This is a genomic window from Paenibacillus sp. FSL R5-0749 (assembly GCF_038595085.1).
In the GTDB taxonomy this organism is placed as follows: domain Bacteria; phylum Bacillota; class Bacilli; order Paenibacillales; family Paenibacillaceae; genus Paenibacillus.
In genome coordinates, this window is the sequence record NZ_CP152005.1 from 3,371,068 (window position 1) to 3,393,365 (window position 22,298).

Annotated in this window: 16 protein-coding genes; 10 read left to right on the forward strand and 6 right to left on the reverse strand. The window is 44.2% G+C overall.

What is annotated here, in order from left to right:
- Positions 1-94 precede the first annotated feature (94 nt).
- Both MKY85_RS14925 and MKY85_RS14930 read right to left on the reverse strand, forming a co-directional pair.
- Positions 95-1,444 carry a response regulator gene (locus MKY85_RS14925; RefSeq protein ID WP_342573230.1) on the reverse strand — a complete coding sequence of 450 codons (1,350 nt, stop codon included), beginning with the start codon at positions 1,442-1,444 and terminating at the stop codon, positions 95-97.
- Between the two features lies 1 nt (position 1,445).
- Positions 1,446-3,074: a histidine kinase gene (locus MKY85_RS14930; RefSeq protein WP_339242798.1), complete on the reverse strand. Its 1,629-nt coding sequence runs from the start codon at positions 3,072-3,074 to the stop codon at positions 1,446-1,448.
- A 488-nt stretch (positions 3,075-3,562) separates the two neighbouring features.
- Here MKY85_RS14930 and MKY85_RS14935 point away from each other — a divergent pair, with 488 nt between their 5' ends.
- From MKY85_RS14935 to MKY85_RS14955, 5 genes are all read left to right on the forward strand, one after another.
- A complete protein-coding gene (locus tag MKY85_RS14935) occupies positions 3,563-4,357 on the forward strand; it encodes an ABC transporter permease subunit (protein WP_339255194.1) in 795 nt (264 codons plus the stop codon).
- Between the two features lie 18 nt (positions 4,358-4,375).
- Entirely contained in the window at positions 4,376-5,245 is an 870-nt protein-coding gene (locus MKY85_RS14940; RefSeq protein ID WP_342573232.1) for a carbohydrate ABC transporter permease, read from the forward strand.
- Between the two features lie 24 nt (positions 5,246-5,269).
- A complete protein-coding gene (locus MKY85_RS14945; RefSeq protein ID WP_339255195.1) occupies positions 5,270-6,955 on the forward strand; it encodes a hypothetical protein in 1,686 nt (561 codons plus the stop codon).
- Positions 6,956-7,026: 71 nt separating this feature from the next.
- Positions 7,027-8,742: a discoidin domain-containing protein gene (locus MKY85_RS14950; protein WP_342573233.1), complete on the forward strand. Its 1,716-nt coding sequence runs from the start codon at positions 7,027-7,029 to the stop codon at positions 8,740-8,742.
- A 41-nt stretch (positions 8,743-8,783) separates the two neighbouring features.
- The gene (locus tag MKY85_RS14955; protein WP_339255198.1) at positions 8,784-9,722 is read left to right on the forward strand and encodes a family 43 glycosylhydrolase; all 939 of its coding nucleotides are present in this window, start codon (positions 8,784-8,786) and stop codon (positions 9,720-9,722) included.
- 77 nt (positions 9,723-9,799) lie between these two features.
- Here MKY85_RS14955 and MKY85_RS14960 read toward each other — a convergent pair whose 3' ends face one another.
- The 3 genes from MKY85_RS14960 to MKY85_RS14970 all read right to left on the reverse strand — a co-directional run bounded on the left by MKY85_RS14960 (position 9,800) and on the right by MKY85_RS14970 (position 14,033).
- Entirely contained in the window at positions 9,800-10,327 is a 528-nt protein-coding gene (locus MKY85_RS14960) for a DinB family protein (RefSeq protein ID WP_339242808.1), read from the reverse strand.
- Between the two features lie 145 nt (positions 10,328-10,472).
- The gene (locus tag MKY85_RS14965) at positions 10,473-12,494 is read right to left on the reverse strand and encodes an ATP-dependent DNA helicase (RefSeq protein WP_342569868.1); all 2,022 of its coding nucleotides are present in this window, start codon (positions 12,492-12,494) and stop codon (positions 10,473-10,475) included.
- Between the two features lie 60 nt (positions 12,495-12,554).
- Positions 12,555-14,033, reverse strand: coding sequence for a PLP-dependent aminotransferase family protein (locus tag MKY85_RS14970; RefSeq protein ID WP_342569869.1), 1,479 nt, complete (start codon positions 14,031-14,033; stop codon positions 12,555-12,557).
- 146 nt (positions 14,034-14,179) lie between these two features.
- On the opposite strand from MKY85_RS14970, the gene pdxS reads away from it, so the two are divergent.
- The 5 genes from pdxS to MKY85_RS14995 all read left to right on the forward strand — a co-directional run bounded on the left by pdxS (position 14,180) and on the right by MKY85_RS14995 (position 20,492).
- On the forward strand, positions 14,180-15,064 hold the full coding sequence (gene pdxS / locus MKY85_RS14975) for a pyridoxal 5'-phosphate synthase lyase subunit PdxS (protein WP_253442583.1): 885 nt from the start codon (positions 14,180-14,182) through the stop codon (positions 15,062-15,064).
- 247 nt (positions 15,065-15,311) lie between these two features.
- Positions 15,312-16,391: an ABC transporter substrate-binding protein gene (locus tag MKY85_RS14980; RefSeq protein WP_342569870.1), complete on the forward strand. Its 1,080-nt coding sequence runs from the start codon at positions 15,312-15,314 to the stop codon at positions 16,389-16,391.
- Between the two features lie 183 nt (positions 16,392-16,574).
- Positions 16,575-17,423: a stalk domain-containing protein gene (locus MKY85_RS14985; protein ID WP_342573382.1), complete on the forward strand. Its 849-nt coding sequence runs from the start codon at positions 16,575-16,577 to the stop codon at positions 17,421-17,423.
- Positions 17,424-17,901: 478 nt separating this feature from the next.
- Positions 17,902-18,615 carry a glycoside hydrolase family 16 protein gene (locus MKY85_RS14990; protein ID WP_253442587.1) on the forward strand — a complete coding sequence of 238 codons (714 nt, stop codon included), beginning with the start codon at positions 17,902-17,904 and terminating at the stop codon, positions 18,613-18,615.
- Between the two features lie 191 nt (positions 18,616-18,806).
- A complete protein-coding gene (locus MKY85_RS14995) occupies positions 18,807-20,492 on the forward strand; it encodes an extracellular solute-binding protein (protein ID WP_339255226.1) in 1,686 nt (561 codons plus the stop codon).
- 162 nt (positions 20,493-20,654) lie between these two features.
- Here MKY85_RS14995 and MKY85_RS15000 read toward each other — a convergent pair whose 3' ends face one another.
- Entirely contained in the window at positions 20,655-22,295 is a 1,641-nt protein-coding gene (locus MKY85_RS15000; RefSeq protein ID WP_342569871.1) for a response regulator, read from the reverse strand.
- Between the last annotated feature and the right edge of the window lie 3 nt (positions 22,296-22,298).

The following is a 22,298-nucleotide window of genomic DNA, read 5'->3' on the forward strand; positions in this document are numbered from 1 at the left end:
TAGGCCCAACTCACTCTGTAATCACAAGAGTAGGATGTTGGGCTTTTTCCGTACTGCATTACACATATCATTAAAACAACCTATACATACGAAGTCATTGATGGATCATATTTCTTCGGTATTGATAAGGCGTAACTCCGTATTCCACTTTGAACAGCTGGATAAAATATTGATTTTTTTTGTAACCGACCATTTGCGCGATATCGTGGACCCGTAGTTCCGAATCTTGAAGCAATTGAGAAGCTTTCTCCAGCCTCTTCCTGGAAATGTAGTTTGACACATTTTCGCCCGTCTCCTGTTTAAACAGTTTGGAAAAGTAGACCGGATGCAGATGTGCAACTTTGCCCAGTTCATCCAGGCTAAGGCCATGTGACAGGTGCTCTTCGATATACGTTTGTACTTTGTCGATGATGGTTTGAATGGACATCTGTTTGTTGTTTGTGATCCGACTGACCCGTTCCATGAGAGTTGACGATAGTTCATCAGGATACTGTAACTGGTTGAATATCCAATCCACGGTCTCGGTGGTATCACGATCCTTATCCGTCAGATACACATATCGAATGATCTCCATGAGAAAGATTACTTTTTGCTTTCGGGAACGGATATGATCATATTTTTTAATAATGTGTCCGGCTGACTCCCCATCACCACATGATGGAGAATGGTTGAATATGGCTATGAAGTCTTCTGAGTGTACATCTTCATTAAGGAAGAACCTGTAGAATATCTGTCGGGTCATGTTTCGATCAGTTAACAAAACTGGAGGAGACACGACCGATTGCTCCAGTTTGATAGTCAGTTCTCCAGCAGCTTCTTCCGGAATAAAAGCAGTCAGTCGGGTTCCAGTAGCCCATACGAGACGATCCAATTTGTCTCCGACAGCATATTTTATAACACTCTCCTGTTCTTGTGTGAAACCTTCCAGCTTGAGACAGCAAAAATGGCGTCCCCCTAGAAATGTAGTATAAGCCTCATACTCCTTACTTAATGTCCCGTTATGACCCAGCAGCGAGAGCAGAAACGCCAATCCATCGAAGTTTTCCCATACAATAGATTGGGCGGGCCTTGTCTTTGCAATATTGTTAATGGCTTTGGACATGGCTTTCTCCACGTCATCTTTATCGACAGGTTTGAGCAGATAGTCGAGTGCACCCAGACGAATTCCCTGTTGCGCATATTCGAACTCGGAGTAACCGGAGAGGATGATAACTTTGGTTGACAAGCCATGTTGGTGGATATGTTGAAGCAGATCGATACCAGAGACTTCGGGCATTCGGATGTCAGTAATCAGAATGTCGATGTGATTTTGAGTCAGCATGTCCCTTGCTTCAATCGAATTGGTCATCGTCTCGATCTGGTCAATGCCGAAAGTGTTCCAATCGAGCAAATGCTTCATGTACTCCACGACGTAATGTCCGTCATCCACAATTAATAAACGCATATCAGCTATCTCCTTTCATCTCGGGAATACGGATGAGCAGCAGGACGGACAAGCCGCCCCAATCATTGGTAGTAAAATGTAACCCACTACGTTCGCCGTACGTATTTTTCAGACGTCGATTTACATTCCAGAGCCCTACACCTTTGATTCCTTCAGGCGGGGAATCGCTCTCAAGCCGAGTCTCCAGGTTGCGGATATCGTCCAGTGAAAGACCCTTCCCGTCATCAGAGACCTTGATCGTTATCGCATCCTCCGTCTGTTTTACATCAATAGTTACTCGATGGGCACCTTGTTGTCCTTCAATCCCATGTTGAATCGCATTTTCAACTACGGGCTGGATGATCAGCGGCGTGAGAGAAAGGGAGGCCAGCTCCGGCGGAAGATCAATGCTGTACTCCATTTTTTTGCTAAGCGCCATAATAATCAGGAAATGTTCTGCAAACTGAAGCTCGCTTTCCAGCGTGACCTCATGCTGATCCAATTTGGTTAAATAACGATAATATTCAGCTAGATGTTTGCTCATGCGCATGACCGAATCAGGTGAAAACTGGGCCACCGACATGATGAAAAACAAACTATTGTACAAAAAATGAGGGTTGATCTGAGCCTGGAGTTGTTGAAGTTCCGCACTTCGCCTGAGCTCCGTTTCGGTCTTCAAGGATACGAACAGATCCTGGATCTCGGTAACCATATGATTAAAACTTTTAAACAGGCTGTAGAATTCTCTATCCGTATTTTCGGTAATACGCGTGTTGTGATTGCCTTGTTCAACCTGTGAAAACTTTCGCTCCAACAAACGAATATTACGGTAATAGTTCCGGTAAAACGTAAAGATCACAACCAGCCCAAGCGTAAAAACGGCTAAAATACTGGCAAAAAAAACCTTGCGATTGCGGTCAAGCGGCTGCAGGAAATCATTCGTCTGTGTATATGTAATCAGATAGGCATCGATGGATTCAATATATCGGGAAAGAACATAGTAATCGTCCGAATTGGTGTGATAATCATATTTTAAAGTGACCTCCGGCTGTGGAGAAACCATATCGGTAACCGCTTTCAAGAGTTCGTTATCGACTTCTTTTTCACTCCATAACTGATCAGTGTTAAACAGAAATAGAGCGTTTGAGCTGTCATTGTTTACAGCCTTTTTCAGCAGATTTTTCAAATAATCGGTATTCAGCTTTACCCCAACAACGTACTGAGTCGGTTCATTTTGTCCGGATTTTTGGATGTAAGGATAGAGGGCAAAGTAATACAAGCTATTGCCGACGATTTGCCAACCCCGTTGATGAACATCCTTGAAAGGAATTCGTGCCTCTGGCGTATTGTTCGTGGACAGAAATGTTTCTTCAGACTTCCAATAGATGCCGATGGACTCGATGGAGCGACTGGATAGAAGCGTTTGCCGCAAGCGATCAACGATATCGTTTTTCTTCATTTGCGAATCGTAATTGCTCAGCTCGATCACATGCCTCTGATAAAACCGGACATCACTGTCAGCTGCATACTGAACCCCGTACATATTTGCCTCGTACATCACTCCATCAAGAATTCCTTTCACATAATCAAGCTGGTTTTTGGAAGCGCCGATCAGATTTTCTTCCAGTGTCTTGGAACTCAATTGATTCATTACGAAAAACAAACTCAACGTTAACAACAGAAAAAAAACAAAAAAATAAATGAATCGTTTCATATACATTTTTCTGATCATATGTGGTTCCTTTCATAACGCCAAACGTAGAAGTGCAAACTCCAGATCGCATTATCCTTAATATAAGCCAAACCTTCGAAAAGCGGAAGGGCAGCATAGGCAATACATGAAAGCGGTTTTAAATTGCTTCAGGTTGGGGTGATGATCTTGAAATTTTGGCATTTTGGAATGAAAGCGCTTTTGTTAAGCTTATCTTCAAGGATCGCTTTTGAAGAGCCATCATAGAGGAGGTATGCAACATTAACGAAACTGTGCCCGCCAGATCCCCGAAAAAAACAAAAACAAAGATTCCCCAGCGATCTTCATTGAAAAAGGAACTTAAGAAAAGCTGGCCTTTGTACGTACTGTGTATTCCCGCTTTTGTGTTTGTCTGCATCTTTTCCTATGGCCCGATGGTAGGATTGCTCATGGCATTTCAGGACTACAAACCATGGCTTGGCATCACAGGTTCACGATGGATCGGGTTAGATAATTTTGAACGAATTTTCCAGTACAAAGAAGCCACACAAGCAATCGTGAATACGCTGATTATCGCCGTTTCCAAAATTATCGTCGGCATTATCGTTCCAATCGTCATGGCTATTTTGCTGAGTGAGATCCGAAATATGGGCATTAAGAAAAGTGTGCAGACACTAGTGTATCTGCCGCATTTCTTGTCTTGGGTTACTGTGGCAGGATTAATGATCGATATTCTCGGATTAGACGGAGGCATCAATCACATCTTGACCCGGATTTTCGGAACCGATCCCATTTACTTCTTGGGTGATCCTGATCTGTTTCGATTCACGGTTGTCATCAGCGACGTGTGGAAGAGCTTTGGCTTCGGCATGATTGTTTATCTGGCTACCATTGCCGGGATCAATCCTTCGTATTACGAAGCGGCAGAGATCGACGGGGCCACACGCCGGCAGCAAATTCGATACGTCACTTTGCCTAGCATGTTGCCCATGATTATCGTCATTTCTACCCTGAGTCTAGGCAATATTCTGGACGCAGGCTTTGATCAAGTATTCAATCTGTACAACCCGCTTGTCTACAGTACAGGAGATATCATTGACACCTATGTCTACCGTTCATCCTTGTTAAACGGGCAATACGGGTTCGGGACCGCTGTTGGACTGTTCAAATCGGGAATCAGCTTGATTTTGATCGTTGTCTCCTACAGGCTGGCCTATAAATATGCCAATTACAAAATATTCTAACAAGGAGGGAGAGGGATCATGTACCATAAGACGACAGGCTATAGAGTATTCTCATATTTTAATTACGCGTTTATGATACTGGCTGGTCTGGCGTGTTTTCTGCCACTGCTTCATCTATTGGCACAATCGCTCAGCAGCAAAGCGGCCATTAGTGGGAATATGGTGTCATTTTGGCCGGTCGGATTCAACGTGGACGCCTATGTCAAAACGTTCAACAATTCCAATTTTAACGGTGCCATGCTGACATCCATTACTCGAACCGTGTTGGGTACAACCATCAGCATGTTTATCCTAATCTGTGCCGGATATGCCCTGTCCAAAGAATTCCGGGGACGCAACGTGCTCATGTGGTTTTTTATCTTCACCATGCTCTTCTCGGGGGGCTTGATACCTTCTTACATATTGATCACAGCCCTTGGATTAAAAGACACGATATGGGTTCTTGTGCTGCCGGGTGCTTTCGGTGCTTATAACCTGATTCTTCTCGTCAATTTTTTCAAAACGATTCCAAAAGCTTTGGAAGAAGCAGCTTTCATTGATGGAGCGTCCTTCTTCGTCATCCTCAGCAAAATATATTTACCATTATCTCTGCCTGGCATAGCGACCGTATCCCTGTTCATTATGGTGGGGCACTGGAACTCCTGGTTTGACGGAATTTTGTATATGTCGGATGCCAGCAAGTATCCGTTGGCTTCGTTCCTACAAACCGTTGTTGTGCAGAGCAACATGCAGAACATGGCGATGAGCCAGTCCGAGGTGGCAGCCATGTCGGAGCAAAGTATCAAGGCAGCTCAAATTTTTGTCAGCACGCTACCGATCATTTTGGTTTATCCATTTTTGCAGCGTTATTTTGTGAAGGGAATCGTACTGGGAGCCGTCAAAGAATAGTTAGAGTAAAGGGGATATGAATTCATGAAAAAAAGAAATGATTTGTGGAAAACGGTAAGTCTGGTCATACTGTCGGCCATGCTTGTGGCTGGCTGTAGCAAAGGGGAGAGTGCTTCCGAGACCGCACCGGCATCGGTACTCAAAGACGGAAAATATGATCCGCCAATGACGATCACCATCGCCAAACAGCAGGATGAAAATGCGGGAAAGTATATCAATGGGGAGACCTTGAATGACAATGTTTTGACCCGTTGGGGTGAACAAAATCTGGGCATCAAGATCCAAACCACCCTGCTGGGCGGAGATGCCAGCCAGTATAATACCAAGCTGCGGCTGGCGTTGACGGGTTCGGAAAAACTGCCAGACGTTCTGCCCGTCTATGATACCATGCTGGTCAATGATCTGATCGAGTCGGGGCAGGTCAAGGAGATTACGGAAGACATCTCCACTTACATGCCTGACCGGCTTAAAGAAATATACAAACAATATCCGACCACTTTCAATCCAGTGGTTAGGGATGGCAAGGTGTACGGGATGGCCATCGCGCCCAATCTGACGGAAGGCGAAGTCATGTTGATCCGCCAGGACTGGTTGGACCAATTGAATTTGAAAGCGCCAACAACGATTGAGGAGTTTGAGCAAGTCATCGCTGCGTTCAGCAATGAGGACCCGGATGGGAACGGCAAGAAAGACACATACGGCTTTACATTCTCGGGTAAAGATTCCTACAACACAGGCTGGGTCAGCGATCCGGTCATGATTTTCAGCGCATACACGGGTAAACATCTTCCAAGGCAATGGCATAATGACAACGGCAAACTCACCTATGGATCTGTCGCTGCTGGCAACAAAGAGGCACTTGCCAAGTTACGCGATTGGTATGCAAAAGGGTACTTGAACAAAGAATTGGCCACCCAAGGGGCTTGGGACGCACTGTCCGATTTTACGGAGGGGAAAGCTGGCATTATCATTGGTCGTCCTTGGCTTTACGACAGTGTGAAGGACGTAGAGAAGAACGTAGAGGGTGCAAAAATTAGTGCTTATCCGACCATTCAAGGCGTGAACGGTGATAAGACCTATCAGTCCGCCCAATTGAACGATGGTGTGTTCATGTTTAATAAGGACTTTCAGAACATGGAAGCCTTCTTCCTATACTACGATAAAATGTACGACGCAGCGTTCAGCACGGGAGATTTCAAATACGGCTACGCTCAGGGATACGATTACGATATCGTCAACGACGAAGTGACTTTTGATCCAACGAAATTTAATAAGCCATTAGAGGCTATACAAGGCGTTGGGAAGATGGCATTCACCAAAAACACACCGAGTGTTGATGGTCCCGGCCAATCGTACTATGATCTGGCGAATGGTGTTAAAGCCGACACGGGCGTCCTCATTCAAAGCGCTTCAAAGGACCAAACGACCCAGGACGGATACCGGATTTCATATGAAAACAAGGATGTTTTGCTGCCCAATGCGTTTAATGGTCCACCAACACCAACGATGCAAAATGTATGGGAACAGTTGACCACCATGGAACAAGAAACTTTCACCAAAATTATATATGGCAATGAGCCGCTTGAGGCATTTGATACCTTTGTCACACAGTGGCACGAAAAAGGCGGAGACACGGTTATCGAAGAAGTTAACGAATGGTACAACCAAGCCAGCGAGACGGATGTTATGACACTGATGAATTTGAAATAAAGTCAATTTTCACCTGAACCAGCCTTCCAACAACAGGGAGGTTGGTTTCCTAAAAAAGGAGATGATGAGACATGGTCAAAGGTAAATCGTGGATGGCTGTCGTCATTGCATTGATGTTGTTAACTGTTCATTTAACGTCCTCAGCACAAACCGTTCATGCGGCTGGTGAAGAGACCAAGATAGCTGCAACACTATTTGTGTTGAAAAATGAATCTGACGTATCCAATGCCAAAATCCATTGGGCACCTGTATCGGGGGCGACTGCATACGAGTTGTACAGATCCGAGAACAATGCGCCATATACGTTAATACAGACCTTAACAGGTATAACGACGGATGATTACGAGCTCAACTTGGGTAACACGTATAAATACCAAGTGAAGGCATACGGTGGGACTTCCTTGTTAACCTCTGCGATCTCGCCAGAATACACCCCTTACAGTCTTCCAGATAACCTCACAACTTTTGATAACACAACGCAATCCACTCTGATGCTTCCGAATGAACTTAAAGTGGGGGATACCTACTATAGGTTTAACTTTGTACAAAAGTCATCAGGCGGTTTTGGCGAAATGATTCAACAGACGTCAACAGATGACATCACATACGGTAACGACAAAGTGGTCCTTTCCTACACGGATCACCCCGATCTGGCGAATTCCAAGTTTGAAGGGATTAACATCCTGTACCATGCGCCTACGAATAAATTTGTTTTTTGGGCTCACTATGAAAACAGTACAGACTACACGCTTGCCAGAGTATCTGTGGCTTCAGCAACGCCTGGAGAAGACTTTATATTTCACAAAAGCTTTCGGCCGGAAGGGAACGAATCCAGAGATATCTCCATTTTCAAAGATGACGATGACTCAGCTTATCTGATCTCTACCGCCAATAATAATTCGGACACGATTCTGTATAAGTTAACCTCTGATTGGCTGGATGTGGATCATCAAGTATCTGTTATATATGAAAATCAACACAGGGAACTACCTAAAATGATCAAAAAGGATGGCATTTATTATTTGTTCTCTTCCCAAGCAGCAGGTTGGTATCCGAGTATTCCTTTGTATTCTTCCGCAGCAAACATAGACGGAGATTGGTCTGAATTACGGACCATTGGCAACACATCAACCTTCTCGGCGCAGTCGGGTTCCGTTATGCGGGTGAAGCCAAACACGGGTGACAACGTGGTTATGGTTGCGTATCGCTGGATGTTCGGTTGGGCAGGTACACAAAATGGAACAACAGAGGAACGATTGCTTCCCGTGTGGTTCTCCGATGGTTATGCATTTTATGATTATTTTGATCAAGTCCTGTACAACACAAGCGATGATACGCTAGTTCCAGTCCAAAATGGAAAACTCCTGTCACAAGGTAAACCGGCAACAGCGCAAACGGCTACCGGAACGAACCCTGCAAGTTATGCGAATGACGGCAACTATCAAACCGAATGGGTGGGCACAGGCAGTTCCTGGCCACATTGGTGGAAGGTCGATCTTGGCTCCGTTCAACCATTGAGTAATGTACAAATCTCCTGGTGGATGCAAAAAGGCTCTGAAGGATTTTACAAATATAAAATAGAAACCAGCACGGATAATGTAAACTGGACCGTGGCGTTGGATCGAACTAATAATACATCTTATGGCTTCACCTCAGATTCTATATCGAACACTGCCGCTAGGTATGTACGGATTAATATGTTAAATGCGACGCTCCATAATAACCCTAACAACTGGTATACCCCAAGGTTATGGGAAGTGAAGGTATTTGGATTGGGTACTAATTAAACGATGTTTTTAAAAGAAAAGAAGAGAAGAGAGGTAACGGTGTGAATAATCAATTAACCAATGGTGGCATCTGGTATGATTCAAGCGGTCAGCCGATCCACGCCCATGGTGGACATATATTATTCCATGACGATTATTATTACTGGTATGGCGAAGATCGAAGAGACGATATATATGTGAGTTGTTATCGTTCCAAGGATCTATTCAACTGGGAGTTTCGAAGCCATATCATTACGATATCTACTCCAGTGGCATCCATTCGAGTTCGGACGAATCTGAGATTAATGAGTGACAAAGGCGGAAAGGTCAATCTCGAACGACCTAAAGTGCTGTTCAACGCGGTGACCAAGAAGTTCGTACTTTGGGTTCACTATGAGAATGGTGATAATTATAACGATGCCGCATGCGCCATCGCCACCTCGGATTATCCGGATAGCCATTTTGTTTATCATGGCAGCTTTAATCCCTATGGGTATATGTCGCGTGACTGCACACTCTTTCAGGACGATGACGGAAAGGCATATTTCATTTCAGCTGCAAGAGACAATGCGGATCTTCATATCTATCGACTACAGGAGGATTATCTTAATGTGGAACGTCTTGTCGAAACGTTGTGGCAGGGGGAGTATCGGGAGGCGCCAGCCGTATTCAAGCGGAATGGAAAGTATTATATGCTGAGTTCATTTTGCACCGGTTGGGAACCCAATCAAGGGAAGTTCGCGATAGCTGATACGATGGATGGCCCATGGGGAATGCTCAGCGACTTTGGGGATGAAACGACGTATCGAACGCAGCCAGCGTTTGTGCTGAAGCGATCAGAGGAGTACCTGTACTTTGCGGATCGCTGGAACGGATCGGACTACTTTCAGTCCAGCTATGTGGTACTACCTATTGAGTTCAATGGGGACATTCCCATTCTAAAGGATTATGCCACGTTATCTTTGCGAGAAGATGCACATCTGATTCATTTTGAACGCTAATTTAACGATAAAACGACTGATGAGAAAAGACTTTGATCCTACAAAAAATGTAGGTTCAAAGTCTTTTTGCACAAATTTTATAATTTCAAATCTAACGAGTAACGATCGCGAAGTACGGATAAATGGTGGAGCTCATGTCCAGCCATAACATATGCTATCGATCGAGTTGAAGCAGGATTCTCACTGACGAGTCCTCTACAGAGCCAAGCTTCCGGCGTGAGGCGACGGAGCATCAGAATGGTTGAGCGGCGTGTAACGGCATATTCTTCGCTCAAATCGGCCAGTGTATACGCATTGAAGGGATGGCTCTGCATAAGCACGTCCTGATCGTAACCGGGATGATTCGTTTTGTCACCTCTGGCGATACGAAGCAATCGGCTGCTCATAATGCGTTCGTTATCCAGAAGATGGCCGATGACCTCCTTCACGCTCCATTTGCCTTCGTCGTAACGATAATTTGCTTGCTCCTCTGTTAATGAAGAGAGCAACGTTGGTACGATATTGGCTTGCAGTTCCAAGCGTTCGATGATGTTCCCTTCAGGCACAAGCCGGATATAACCTTCATAAAAAGCTCCATATTCATCTGTGTTAGGTCGTTCAACCATGGTAATGCCTCCTTCGGTATTCATAACTATGGAATATATTGTAGCATATATCTTGCTACCAGCATTAAGATAGGCCCATCCGCTTGATTGGCAGAAGGGCCGTTTCATGTGATTTGAACATTATATGTCGTTGGGGTGACTACGTCTAATCTGTACGTCCTATGCCTTTTTTCTGAACAAACTTCTCCAATACCTCCAAAGACTCAGTCACATTTTTGAAGGGCAACGTGTCCAGCACTTGTTCCCGGTAACTCTTTTTTGCCGCTGCGCTGAGACGGGAGTCAAGTATGCTGAGTATGCCAAGGTCGGTTTCACTACGAATCAAGCGACCCGTTCCTTGCCTTAACCGAAGAAGCATGTCCGGTACAAACACCTCCATGAACGGATTCTTCGTTACAGATGCCTTATATTCATACACAGGATCGGAAGGAACAGGGAAGGGCAGACGGAAAATAATAATCTGTGACAGGTCAGAACCCTCGATATTCACACCTTCCCAGAATACTCCGGTACCCAGGAGTACACCTTTGCTTTTCCTGAACTCAGCGATAACACTGTCCTGGGAAGATCCCTCTTTTTGAACATGGACTGCCCATGTATTTTCACTTCCCCTTGAAATCAACTTCTGGTGAATGTACTTCATGTCCTCCTTTGCTGAGAAAAGGACGATGGTTCTACCGTGAGTCAGATTACAGAGTTCAACCAGTTCCTTATAAGCTGCTTCAAGATAGTTTTCGCGCTGGTCATGGTCATAATATGGAACGTTGTTCGAGATGTACATCATGGCATGATTGGTGTAGTCAAAAGGGGAGGATTTGCGATCCATAAACTCCCCTCTGTAACCGAGGGAATGTGTCAAATATGAGTATTGTTCCTCCAGTGTATCTCCGCCTTGGCACAACGTCGCCGACGTTAGGATTACAGGCACCTTGTCATTAAATAAGGCGTATTTCAGGAACTGGCTGATATCTTTGGGACAGATGCTGATCGTGGCTGCACCGAAAGGACTGCTTGCCCATAAGAGATAGTTATCTTCTTTTTCTATCAAGACATGAATGAGGGCAATAAGCCCGTTGATGGCTTCAAAAGCGTCATCGATCTCCCGCTCATGGCGTGAGGTCAAAATGGAAAGGCGTAGACTGAAATCTTTCAAATCACTCAACGCTTGGTTCAACGGTATTCCTTTGATCTCCGACACTTTGATTCGGTCGTTATCCTGCTTGGCGTGGTGGAGCAGATCCACATTTACCTGTTTGAATATATGCCGGGCACATTTTTTAATAAAATTGGATTGTGAAAAGAGCTCTTTATCCCCGGACTGCTTCGTGAGCAGCTGCACCGTGGTATCCAGAACGCGGCAGATTCCCCGGTAAGTGAACTCCAGAGTTCTGGCGTCTCGAACTTTTGCTTCCAGATTATGCGCTTCATCAATGATGATCAGAGCAGGCTGTTCCGAGATGATGCTCTTCGTTCCTTCTTTTTTCTTCATCAAATCCCGTATGAGCAGATCCTGGTTCACGATAATAAAATCAATCTCGTGAGCTTTTGCATTTAATTTTGCTCTCATATCATAAAATAAACATGCATTTTTATGCTGGCAACGTTCAAATTTGCAATCATTCACGGAAACGTGGGACCATTCGGCATCACTAACTCCAGCTTTAATATCAGCTCGCTCATCAATCTCATAATCTAATATGCGCTGGGCAAGAGGAGACACGGAGGGGTAGGGATCATCAGACCTGATTAATTCCGCAGCCCTGCTTCGGCAAGCGTACTGACCCATGCCTTTCCCCACAACGGAACGAACCGTTGAGAATCCCAACCGACTGCCAATGATCCTTAAATCTTTATGTATCTGTTCCGAAAGCTGAATGGAGGATGTAGCTATAATGACAGGTTTCTGAGACATTTGATTCGTGAGCAGACTTGGTATCAGGTACGCAAAAGATTTGCCGATTCCAACACCAGCTTCAATCATCGCATGATGTCCATGGATATAAGCATCGGCGATATCGAGTGACATGTCTTGCTGTCCGATCCGCTCTCTAAGACCGATTCGGGGGAACCGGTCATATATTCGGAAGATCGCGTTAACCATAGAACGTTCGATTTCCTTTTGCGGTTCCCGTTGATTTTTTTTATAGAGTTCATTCAACCAATTCATAACGATCGCCCTCCTTCCGAATGATGATCTTCTTGTACTGCATTTTGGAGACGATTTACTTCACAATGGAGTGTTCACGGCATTTTTTAATCTGGATACGCCTTCCTGTAATTGTTCATCTGACAAATGTGCAAAAGATAAATAGATCCCATACTTCGTACCATCAGATGTTGAACTGTTGACTTCTGAGTATACCACACCTTGTAATCTAGCTGATGCCCGAAAGGCCTCATAAGTGGTCACATTACCTCGCCACCAGCCAAACACGTGCAGACCTGCTTCATTCTCTACCCAATCAAACCATGTCGAGAGCTGCTGGTTCAACAGTTTGAGTAAGAGATGGAATTTACGACTGTACAGACGATTCATCCTGCGCAGATGCCGCTCATATTGACCGCTCGTCATAAATGCTGCTAATGCTCGTTGTTCAATCAGGTTGACGGGTCGTGGCTCGTATAATGCCTGCGCCTTTCTAAAGGTGTCTGCCAAGGTAGGGGGAAGAACCACATACCCAAGTCGTACTTCTAAAGGCAAGGTTTTTGTGAAGCTGCCAAGGTAGATAACACGTCCTGCTTTATCAAGTGTTTTTAGCGGTTCAACATGCATTCCCCGATATCGGAATTCACTATCATAGTCATCTTCGACAATCATGGCATCATGCCGATGTGCCCAGTCCAGCAAGGTTTGTCTGCGTTCAAGGCTGAGCATCTCGCCAGTAGGGAATTGTCGTGATGGCGTGACAAACAACATGCGAGCTTCCCAGTCTTGAGGTACAACTCCCTGGCCATCAAGATTGGCTTCAATCAACTTTGCACCCGCAGCCCAAATAGCTTGAGATATCCCGACATAACAAGGACTCTCTGTTACTACATAATCCCCTGGATCTGCAAGTAACTGAGTGAGTAGAGCTATGGCTTGCATGGAACCTGCAGTCACGGCGATATGATCCGGATCGACTTGAATTCCCCGCATTCTCCGAAGATAGGCAGCAATGGCTTCTCTCAATCTCGGTTCACCTGTTGAACTCACCATAGCTGAGGTTGTTTCCAGGTGATGCTCACGCTGCCTTATCTCTGCATACAATCGATTATTCCATTCATCGTAAGGAAACTTGGAGAAATCAGGTTGGTATTTGCTAAAGTCGATCACTTCGTCGCTCTCCATACTGGAACTATTGGTGTGTGCATTTCTTTGAATCGTCTGCTGTCCCAACTGCTGAATACGATTCCCCCAGGCTGATAAGTGATGGGTACACGTTTTCTCGGTGGACGCATCATTGTTCAAATCCAACTGATACGCGACAAAGGTTCCTCTTCCATGCTCTGAAAGAATGTAACCTTGCGCAGTCAACGTATCATACACTTGATTCACGGTTCCCCGGGAAATGTGATACGTCGCAGCTAATTCTCTGGTCGAGGGTAACTTCTCACCATATATTAGATTGCCTTCATGAATAGCATCACGAATCGCATGATAAAGAGCCTTCATCTTGGTATATTTTCGGTTTAAGTATGAACTGTAAGCTACATGAAATTGCATATGCCCTCCAGAGTTATCATTGAAGTGGTACAATAAAAATCGAAATTATTGGATCTTTTTATATGACCATTCTCATTTTATACTAAATCATAGTTTAGAGCGATGCCTTTATTGAAAATCACCCCAAAGTTAATAGGAGGTCTACAATTATGCAAACAGGTACAGATCGTGTAAAAAGAGGAATGGCTGAGATGCAAAAAGGTGGCGTCATCATGGACGTTATGAACGCAGAGCAAGCTAAAATCGCTGAGGCGGCAGGGGCAACAGCAGTTATGGCTCTTGAGCGGGTGCCTTCTGATATTCGCGCAGCCGGCGGAGTAGCCCGCATGGCAGATCCAACGATCGTTGAAGAAGTTATGAAAGTTGTGTCTATTCCAGTTATGGCCAAAGCACGTATCGGTCATTACATAGAAGCCAAAGTGCTTGAATCACTGGGTGTGGACTATCTCGATGAAAGTGAAGTTCTTACTCCTGCAGACGAAGTGTTCCATATTGATAAACATGAGTTCACTGTACCATTTGTATGTGGAGCCAAAGATTTGGGAGAGGCTCTTCGCCGTATTGGCGAGGGAGCATCCATGATTCGTACAAAAGGCGAGCCAGGAACGGGCAACATTGTAGAGGCAGTTCGTCATATGCGCCTAATTAACAGCCAGCTTCGCAAAGTGCAAAACATGTCCAAGGACGAGCTGTATGCTGAAGCCAAAAACCTGGGTGTAGCTTATGAGTTACTCCGCGAAATTCATGAAAATGGCAAACTTCCTGTCGTAAACTTTGCAGCAGGTGGTGTAGCTACTCCGGCGGATGCAGCACTAATGATGCACCTTGGAGCAGATGGTGTGTTTGTAGGATCAGGTATTTTCAAATCAGATAACCCTGAGAAATTCGCTCGTGCCATCGTTGAAGCTACAACACATTACACGGATTACAAACTGATTGCCGAAGTATCCAAAAACTTGGGCGCCCCTATGAAAGGGATCGAAATTTCCAAATTGGCTCCAGAAGAGCGCATGTCGAACCGCGGTTGGTAAGAACAGATTTAACAGCTGGAGTATGAATAGTGTCAAGCAAAGCCGATCCATAGACAAAATGGATCGGCTTTTTGGTTATTGTTGACAAATACAAGCAAAAAGGCGAAGAAAAGAATAGCTGTGTAGTCATCAAATGAGAATGATTATGATTATCATTTACGAAATTCGACATTTGCTGTATACTGACATTAACTATTTTACATAATGCACAAATAGAAAAATATGAATGGAAAAGGGAGAGAATTAAATGTCCACATGGTTAAAAAAAGGAATATTATTTTGTATTATTGCTGTAGTTGTTGTACTCGCAGCATGCTCCAATAACAATGGTGGCAGCGAAGACACGAATGGCAGCTCACAGCAAGCTGCAGAGAGCAGCGACACGAATACAGCAACAAACGGGGAACAAACCGACGCAGACGCTTCAACACCTGCTGAAACAACTTACCCGGTGACCGTTTCAAACTATACAACAGAGAACGGCACATGGGTGAAGAAGGATCAAACGTTTGACAAGGCACCTGAACGAGTAGTTGCCAATACCCAAGGTGCAGCCGAGCTGATGATTCGCTTGGGTTTGACAGACAAACTTGTAGGTGTAGCAGCACTGTTCGGCAGTGTGCCTGATGATATTGCTGATGAATTCAAAAAAATTCCTGTGCTGGCTGAAGGCTATGTAGGTAAGGAATTGACCATAGGTGCTTCGCCTGACCTTGTTGTGGGACGAGGTGGATTGTTTGAGGATGCGGATTGGGGCGTCGGTACAGTAAGCAGCTTGAATGATATGGGGATTAAAACGTACGTACAAAGCACCAGTGTTCCTGATGCATCGTTAGATAGTCTGTATCAGGATATTACTGAATTAGGTGAGATATTCAACGTACAAGCGAATGCAGCGGCATATATTGAGACACTAAAAGCGCGTGAGACTGCGTTGTCGGCCCGAGCTAGCGCTGAAACGATCAACTATGCATCTTTTTCAGATAATGGTGATGGAACCATTGGAATCTACAACGGAAACGGAGATACGTTTATTGAAAGTGCAATGTCATTGATCAATATGCATAATATGCTGATTAATGAAACCGGCACACTCAGTCTGGAGAAGTTAATCGAGATTAATCCGGATGCCCTGATTATTTCCAGGTATGCTGGTGGCATTGATCCTGAACAGACAATTGAAAAACTGCTATCCAACAAGCAGGTACAGAACATCAATGCAGTTAAAAACAAGAAAATCTACATTATTGATTTCAACAACTTCTGGGGCTACGGAGATTCCATCTTCACAGGTGTTGAAGGGCTCGCTGATGATCTCGGGTTATAAATGAATCCCCTTAAAAGTCGCTATTTTAGCGGCTTTTTTTGTTACCAGGAACCAAGTCTCCGACTCTAGTTGAACCGGATTAACTCGTTAAATGATAATGAGAATGGAGTCAAACTTTATTTGGAATCTAACGTTACTATTATAAGATTAAAAATCACATGAATGGGGCGAGTCGATGTGAAAATGAAGTATTTGAAAAAAGTAGTTGTCGTTGCATTCGTGATGTCCGTCTTATTACCACTGGGGGCTCAAAAATCTGAAGCAGCAAAAAAATACGTTAATTTGGAAATTCAGTGGGCGGACGGCCGTATTAACCATGTTGAGACGTTACACAAGGATGGAATCACTTACGGAAGCTTGTTCTCACTTGGTATTAAGGCAGGTCTGCCGTGGGGGATGGAAGATGATAATACGGCCGTACTGAAGAACAGTCAGAAGCATATTGTAGTGCACTTGGGAAGTAAAATTGCCGAAGTGGATGGTCAAAAAGTAGATATGGGCAGTGAACCTGTGTGGTATATTAGTAACCTTTATGTACCGATTAGTTTTCTTGCAACTGCTATGGACGGGGAAGTGACTCATCAAGATACGAAGACGAACAAGGTAACCGTGACTGGGCTGAGTAGTTATACCGATACTTTTTATGGTAGCAACATGGGATACATCTATATGATTCGTGCTGCAAAAGGTGATCTTGAGATTACGAATGCAGTTACTGGAAAAAAGAGTCTGATTCCATTAGGTATAAAGGATATGAATGTAAATACCCATGATCTCAAGATCAATTTTAAGCGGAGTCCTCAAAATCTACTTATTGTCATCATAGAACATACTAACCGAAAAACGGAAGACTACGATCTTTACACGTTGGTATTCAAAAACAAAGGTCTGGTTCGCAAATCCATTGCTCACGGGGTAACGGGGCAGCATGAGATTTTAAATGAAGATAGTACCATTCAACTCATCGATGACAACAGTATACGTATTATCGAAGATGGAAGTGGTAAAGTACTTGAAGTGCTTCCTCGTTGAATAGATATCTGATCGGATATTCTGAATTGTTATAATAAAATAATGTCCAGTTGTCATGCTCTTATATTATTGAATAAAACAATTATCTCAAAGAACCGCTATTAGGTTACTTTGACACTGGAGCGAAATAGAAATGATCTAGGGTCTAAAGAAACCAAAATGTTGAGCTACATGTAAAAATGGTATTGATAGAGCGCCTGGTTCCTTCGATGTCGAGGGGCAGGCTCTTCATTATATTAAATATTTCATTTATAAAATCAGCATAGTCTTAGCGTGTCATAATTAGTTACGGAAATCTTAAAAAATGAATATCTCTGCTTTGAAATTTTCTATAGTGTACCACTCTGCTTCCAGATAAAATGGAAATACCAACCATGTAAGCGCTATCTATTAGTTGCAGTGCAGTTCTCTTTACCTTATTGACCTGCACTCAGTAATATTAACTTTTACATGTTGGAATCATTCATGGAGGTGTATGATGAAGAGGAAGTCTTGGTATACTTTGGCGGTAACAGGTATTGTTTCATTGTTTTTTTCAGTAAGCGCTTTCGCGGGTTATGTGTTCTGGGAACCACTAACCTATTTTAACGCAAGTACATGGCAAAAGGCGGATGGGTATTCCAATGGGGGAATGTTCAACTGTACCTGGCGGGCTAACAATGTCAATTTCACAAGTGATGGAAAGCTTAAGCTTGGGTTGACCAGTTCTGCACAAAACAAGTTCGATTGCGGAGAGTACCGATCCACGAATACGTATGGGTACGGCTTGTATGAAGTCAGTATGAAACCTGCGAAGAACACAGGTGTGGTTTCCTCATTTTTCACATACACAGGTCCCTCACATGGCACCCAATGGGATGAAATTGATATCGAATTTTTAGGGAAGGACACCACCAAAGTGCAGTTTAATTATTATACCAATGGGGTTGGCAATCATGAGCAGATTATCAATCTGGGTTTTGATGCATCCCAAGGTTTCCATACGTATGCATTCGATTGGCAGCCGGGACATATCAAATGGTATGTTGATGGTGTCCTGAAGCATACGGCAACCAGTAATATTCCAAAAACACCGGGCAAAATTATGATGAATCTCTGGAATGGAACGGGTGTAGATAGCTGGCTCGGTCCTTACAACGGTGCCAATCCGCTGTATGCAGAGTACGATTGGGTTAAGTATACAAGTAATTAAGCAGACTGAAGCAGCCCTTAGCGGCTGCTTTTTTACTGTCTTCAAGTGTGTTGTAATTATTCAATCTATATATTCAATATCCAATATCCTAAATTAATGCAATAAATGTTGCAATATTAGTATGGGCATAAATATCATTCATTCATTATGATTAACGTGTAAGCAACATTACATAGACTGGGGGAACGAAGTTGGACACAAGTAAAAAGAGACGCGTAGGCAGCTTGGTCATGATTGGTGTATTGGCCCTATCAGCAGCCTTGAGCGGATGCAGCAACGGAAACGACAAACAGACAGAAACGAGTGCACCGGCGACAACGTTGGAGCTCAAAGATGGGAAATATGATCCACCCGTATCTATTACATATTTACGGCCATGGGGTCCAGATGTGAAGTTTAAGCCGGGTGAGGATCAGGATAACAACGTGCATACCAAATGGGCCAAGGAGAAACTCGGTATTGAGCTGAAAAACCAGTGGATATCTCCTTCCACCAATAATGCATTTGAGACAAAGCTGCGCCTATCACTGGCGTCCAATGCTGAAATGCCTGACATCATTTCGTATCGCGGCGAGTTCAATCTGGTACGTGAATTGATTGAGTCTGGAAAATTTGTCGATGCTGGCGAGTTGTTTGACCAATATGCAAGCGATACATGGAAAGCAGCCGTAAACGAAGATCCTTCTGTATGGTATCCATACATGCAAGATGGAAAAAGAATCGGTATTCCCATTCTGGACTATGCCTATAACGGCGATCCTGTCATGTGGATCCGTGAAGACTGGATGAAGAAATTCAATCTGGAAGCACCTAAAACCATAGATGATCTTGAAGTTATTATGGAAACGTTTACGAACCAAGATCCAGATGGCAATGGGAAGCAGGATACCTACGGATTGACCATTGGCTTCAAGAACTGGCTTAACACCTGGATGTCAGAAGCCGGATGGGTATTTGGCGCTTATGGTACCATGCCGAACCAATGGAATCTGACGGAAGATGGAAAACTTGAATACGGCTCCGTGACACCCGGTGCGAAACAGGCTTTAGCCAAATTACAAAGCTGGATGAGCAAAGGATATATCCCGGAAGAAGCCGGTGTGTATGACGAGACAAAGGCAGCCGAAGAATTTACTGCTGGAAAAGCAGGTATTGTGGTAGGTCCTCACTGGATGCCATCCTGGCCACTGGAGGATGTGAAGAAAAACAATCCTGAGGCTGAATACAAAGCGTACCCGATTCCTTCCGGTCCGAATGGTCAGGCAGGGAGACATGGTACGTCGAATGGAAACGGCGTAGTTCTGATTAACAAAGACATGAAAAATCCGGAAGCCTTTTTCACCTATCAGAACTATCTCTTTGATCACTATGCAAATCCTAAAGAAGGCGACGAGTTCGAACATGGATTTGCCGAAGGATACGATTGGGTTATGGTCGATGGGAAACCATCAACTGATGCAAGTCTAACGGGCGGTTACGCTCCCGAGAAGTACACGTTAACTTTTGATGGAGCGCGTATTCCGAGTTTGAGCATGACAACACTCGCGAAGCTGGCAAGTGGTGAAGAACCAACAACGCCTTTTGAGAAAAAAATCAAATCAGGTGTACCTACACCTATGCTTGATGCAGCCAAAATTGTATTGGATCAAAAAGATATCGTGTTCAATCAGATGTTTACCGGTGCACCTTCCATGACGATGCAGATGAACAATGATATTTTGACGAAGATGGAGAAGGATACCTTCTCTCAAATTGTATATGGCAAAACCTCTGTGGATGCGTTCGACTCATTTGTTGAGAAATGGAAGTCTTCCGGCGGAGATCAGATTACGAAAGAAGTTAACGAGTGGTATGATTCCGTGAAAAGCGGAAAATAGTACGAGGACTGAGACGCGAGTATTACTTCGATGCATCGTGCTCACATAAGCAGACAAAAGGCATTGCTGGATATGAACTCCGGCAATGCCTTTTGCTATGCACTATGAAAACGGGGAAAACGGTGAGTCTGGCAAAACGTTAAAGTCTGGTCGGAGTATTGCCTAAACCGGCAGATTTTCCCGATATTCTTGAGGAGTAAGATCATAAAATTTCTTGAAAACTCGTATGAAATAGGCGGTATTGTTGTAACCGACAAGTTCAGCAATTTCAAATACCTTGGCAGTTGACGTTCGCAAATGATAGGCCGCTTTCTCCATCCTTAATCGGTATACATAGGCAGTAAGTGCTTCACCGGTCTCCGCCTTATATACCTTGGACAGGTATACTGGATGCAGATGCACATGGTCGGCAATGGCAGGCAGTGATACATCTCCGGCCAGATGAAGGTCTACGAAACTCTTGACGCTGCGTACAATGGTGCTGTGATTGTCTCTGAGCTCTTGTTCGGCATCATCTCGTATGTAATAAAGCGTACGTATGGACCAGTCCTGCAACTGCTGTGCAGTAGAATAGCTGGGAGCATGAAAATAACGATTGGACTCGGCTGGAATCAATGATGATATTTGTTTACCATTTTTATGAATGATGTACGCAAATGCACCAGCAAGCGCAAAATACACCTCAATGGTTGACTCCGCAATATCATGATGTTCACTCGAATGCAGCAATTCCTCAAAAATATGCCTGATTTTTTGTTCCACATCCTCAAACCGCCCAGCTTCCAATAGACTGATCAACGTTGGCGGCTGATAAAGTGACCTGATCGTATGAAGCGGATTGGCGTCCGTTTCATCGGAAGCTGTGACAAACAAGCCTTGAACTTGCCCCATCCGTTTACGCATGGACATAACGGCCCGCTCATAGATTTCCCCTATTTCGTGAGGGAACTTGCCCCAGTTAGAGACAGAAATCGAGATCGCACCCTTCAAGTATAACTTAACATTCGTTTGAATCTGGGCAGCATACTGCTCAAGCAGGGTCTGAGGTGTCTCGTTCCTGCTATAGCTCATCGTTGTGGAGTGCTTCATGCTAACCAGAACAACAATGTAATCGTGAACGTCTCGTGTGTGCCAGATATGAAAATGATTATGCATCACTTCACTAATGATATTACATATCGCATATTCCATTAGGGCAAGGTCACCGTGTGCCATTTCAGATAGATGTTTCTCCATGCGAATAACCAGCATACCCAGGTCTTCACCTATGGAGTAGGGAAGCTCCAGCAGATCAAGCTTATCTGCCAGTGTCTTCGGATCATAGACTTTTCCAGTCAGCAATTCATGCAGCATTGTGGATTGAAGCAAGGGCAGGTGATCCTGAAAGGCGTGTAAAGCTCGTTGATGGGAGGCTGCCGTTTCCCACTTTTCTTTTATTCGATGAACGAGGCGTTGGACCGTTTCAATAAGATCTTCATCGCTAACCGGTTTTAGCAAGTAATCAAAGCTTTCCTGGGCGATAGCCTGTTTTGCATATTCAAAATCAGCATGACCTGATAACAGAATCGTCTGTACATGGGGCCATTTTTCATGAATCGCTGTAATAAGCGCTATACCTGACATTTCGGGCATTCGTATATCTGTAATGACAATGTCAATGTCGTGGTTTTCCATGATTTCCAACGCTACCGAACCGGATAAGGCTTCGTGTACTGTGCCAATCCCGCAGCTTTCCCACGGAATGGTCTCGGCCAGCGTTTCCACGACTGATCGTTCATCGTCCACTAGTAATAATTGCAGCATGAG

What these genes read in the sequence shown, in the direction of transcription:
- MKY85_RS14925 (WP_342573230.1), bottom strand. Translation starts at nt 1,444, where the DNA reads ATGCGTTTATTAATTGTGGATGACGGACATTACGTCGTGGAGTACATG.
- MKY85_RS14930 (WP_339242798.1), bottom strand. Translation starts at nt 3,074, where the DNA reads ATGAATCAATTGAGTTCCAAGACACTGGAAGAAAATCTGATCGGCGCT.
- MKY85_RS14935 (WP_339255194.1), top strand. Translation starts at nt 3,563, where the DNA reads ATGGCATTTCAGGACTACAAACCATGGCTTGGCATCACAGGTTCACGA.
- MKY85_RS14940 (WP_342573232.1), top strand. Translation starts at nt 4,376, where the DNA reads ATGTACCATAAGACGACAGGCTATAGAGTATTCTCATATTTTAATTAC.
- MKY85_RS14945 (WP_339255195.1), top strand. Translation starts at nt 5,270, where the DNA reads ATGAAAAAAAGAAATGATTTGTGGAAAACGGTAAGTCTGGTCATACTG.
- MKY85_RS14950 (WP_342573233.1), top strand. Translation starts at nt 7,027, where the DNA reads ATGGTCAAAGGTAAATCGTGGATGGCTGTCGTCATTGCATTGATGTTG.
- MKY85_RS14960 (WP_339242808.1), bottom strand. Translation starts at nt 10,327, where the DNA reads ATGGTTGAACGACCTAACACAGATGAATATGGAGCTTTTTATGAAGGT.
- MKY85_RS14965 (WP_342569868.1), bottom strand. Translation starts at nt 12,494, where the DNA reads ATGAATTGGTTGAATGAACTCTATAAAAAAAATCAACGGGAACCGCAA.
- MKY85_RS14970 (WP_342569869.1), bottom strand. Translation starts at nt 14,033, where the DNA reads ATGCAATTTCATGTAGCTTACAGTTCATACTTAAACCGAAAATATACC.
- MKY85_RS14980 (WP_342569870.1), top strand. Translation starts at nt 15,312, where the DNA reads ATGTCCACATGGTTAAAAAAAGGAATATTATTTTGTATTATTGCTGTA.
- MKY85_RS14985 (WP_342573382.1), top strand. Translation starts at nt 16,575, where the DNA reads ATGAAGTATTTGAAAAAAGTAGTTGTCGTTGCATTCGTGATGTCCGTC.
- MKY85_RS14990 (WP_253442587.1), top strand. Translation starts at nt 17,902, where the DNA reads ATGAAGAGGAAGTCTTGGTATACTTTGGCGGTAACAGGTATTGTTTCA.
- MKY85_RS15000 (WP_342569871.1), bottom strand. Translation starts at nt 22,295, where the DNA reads ATGCTGCAATTATTACTAGTGGACGATGAACGATCAGTCGTGGAAACG.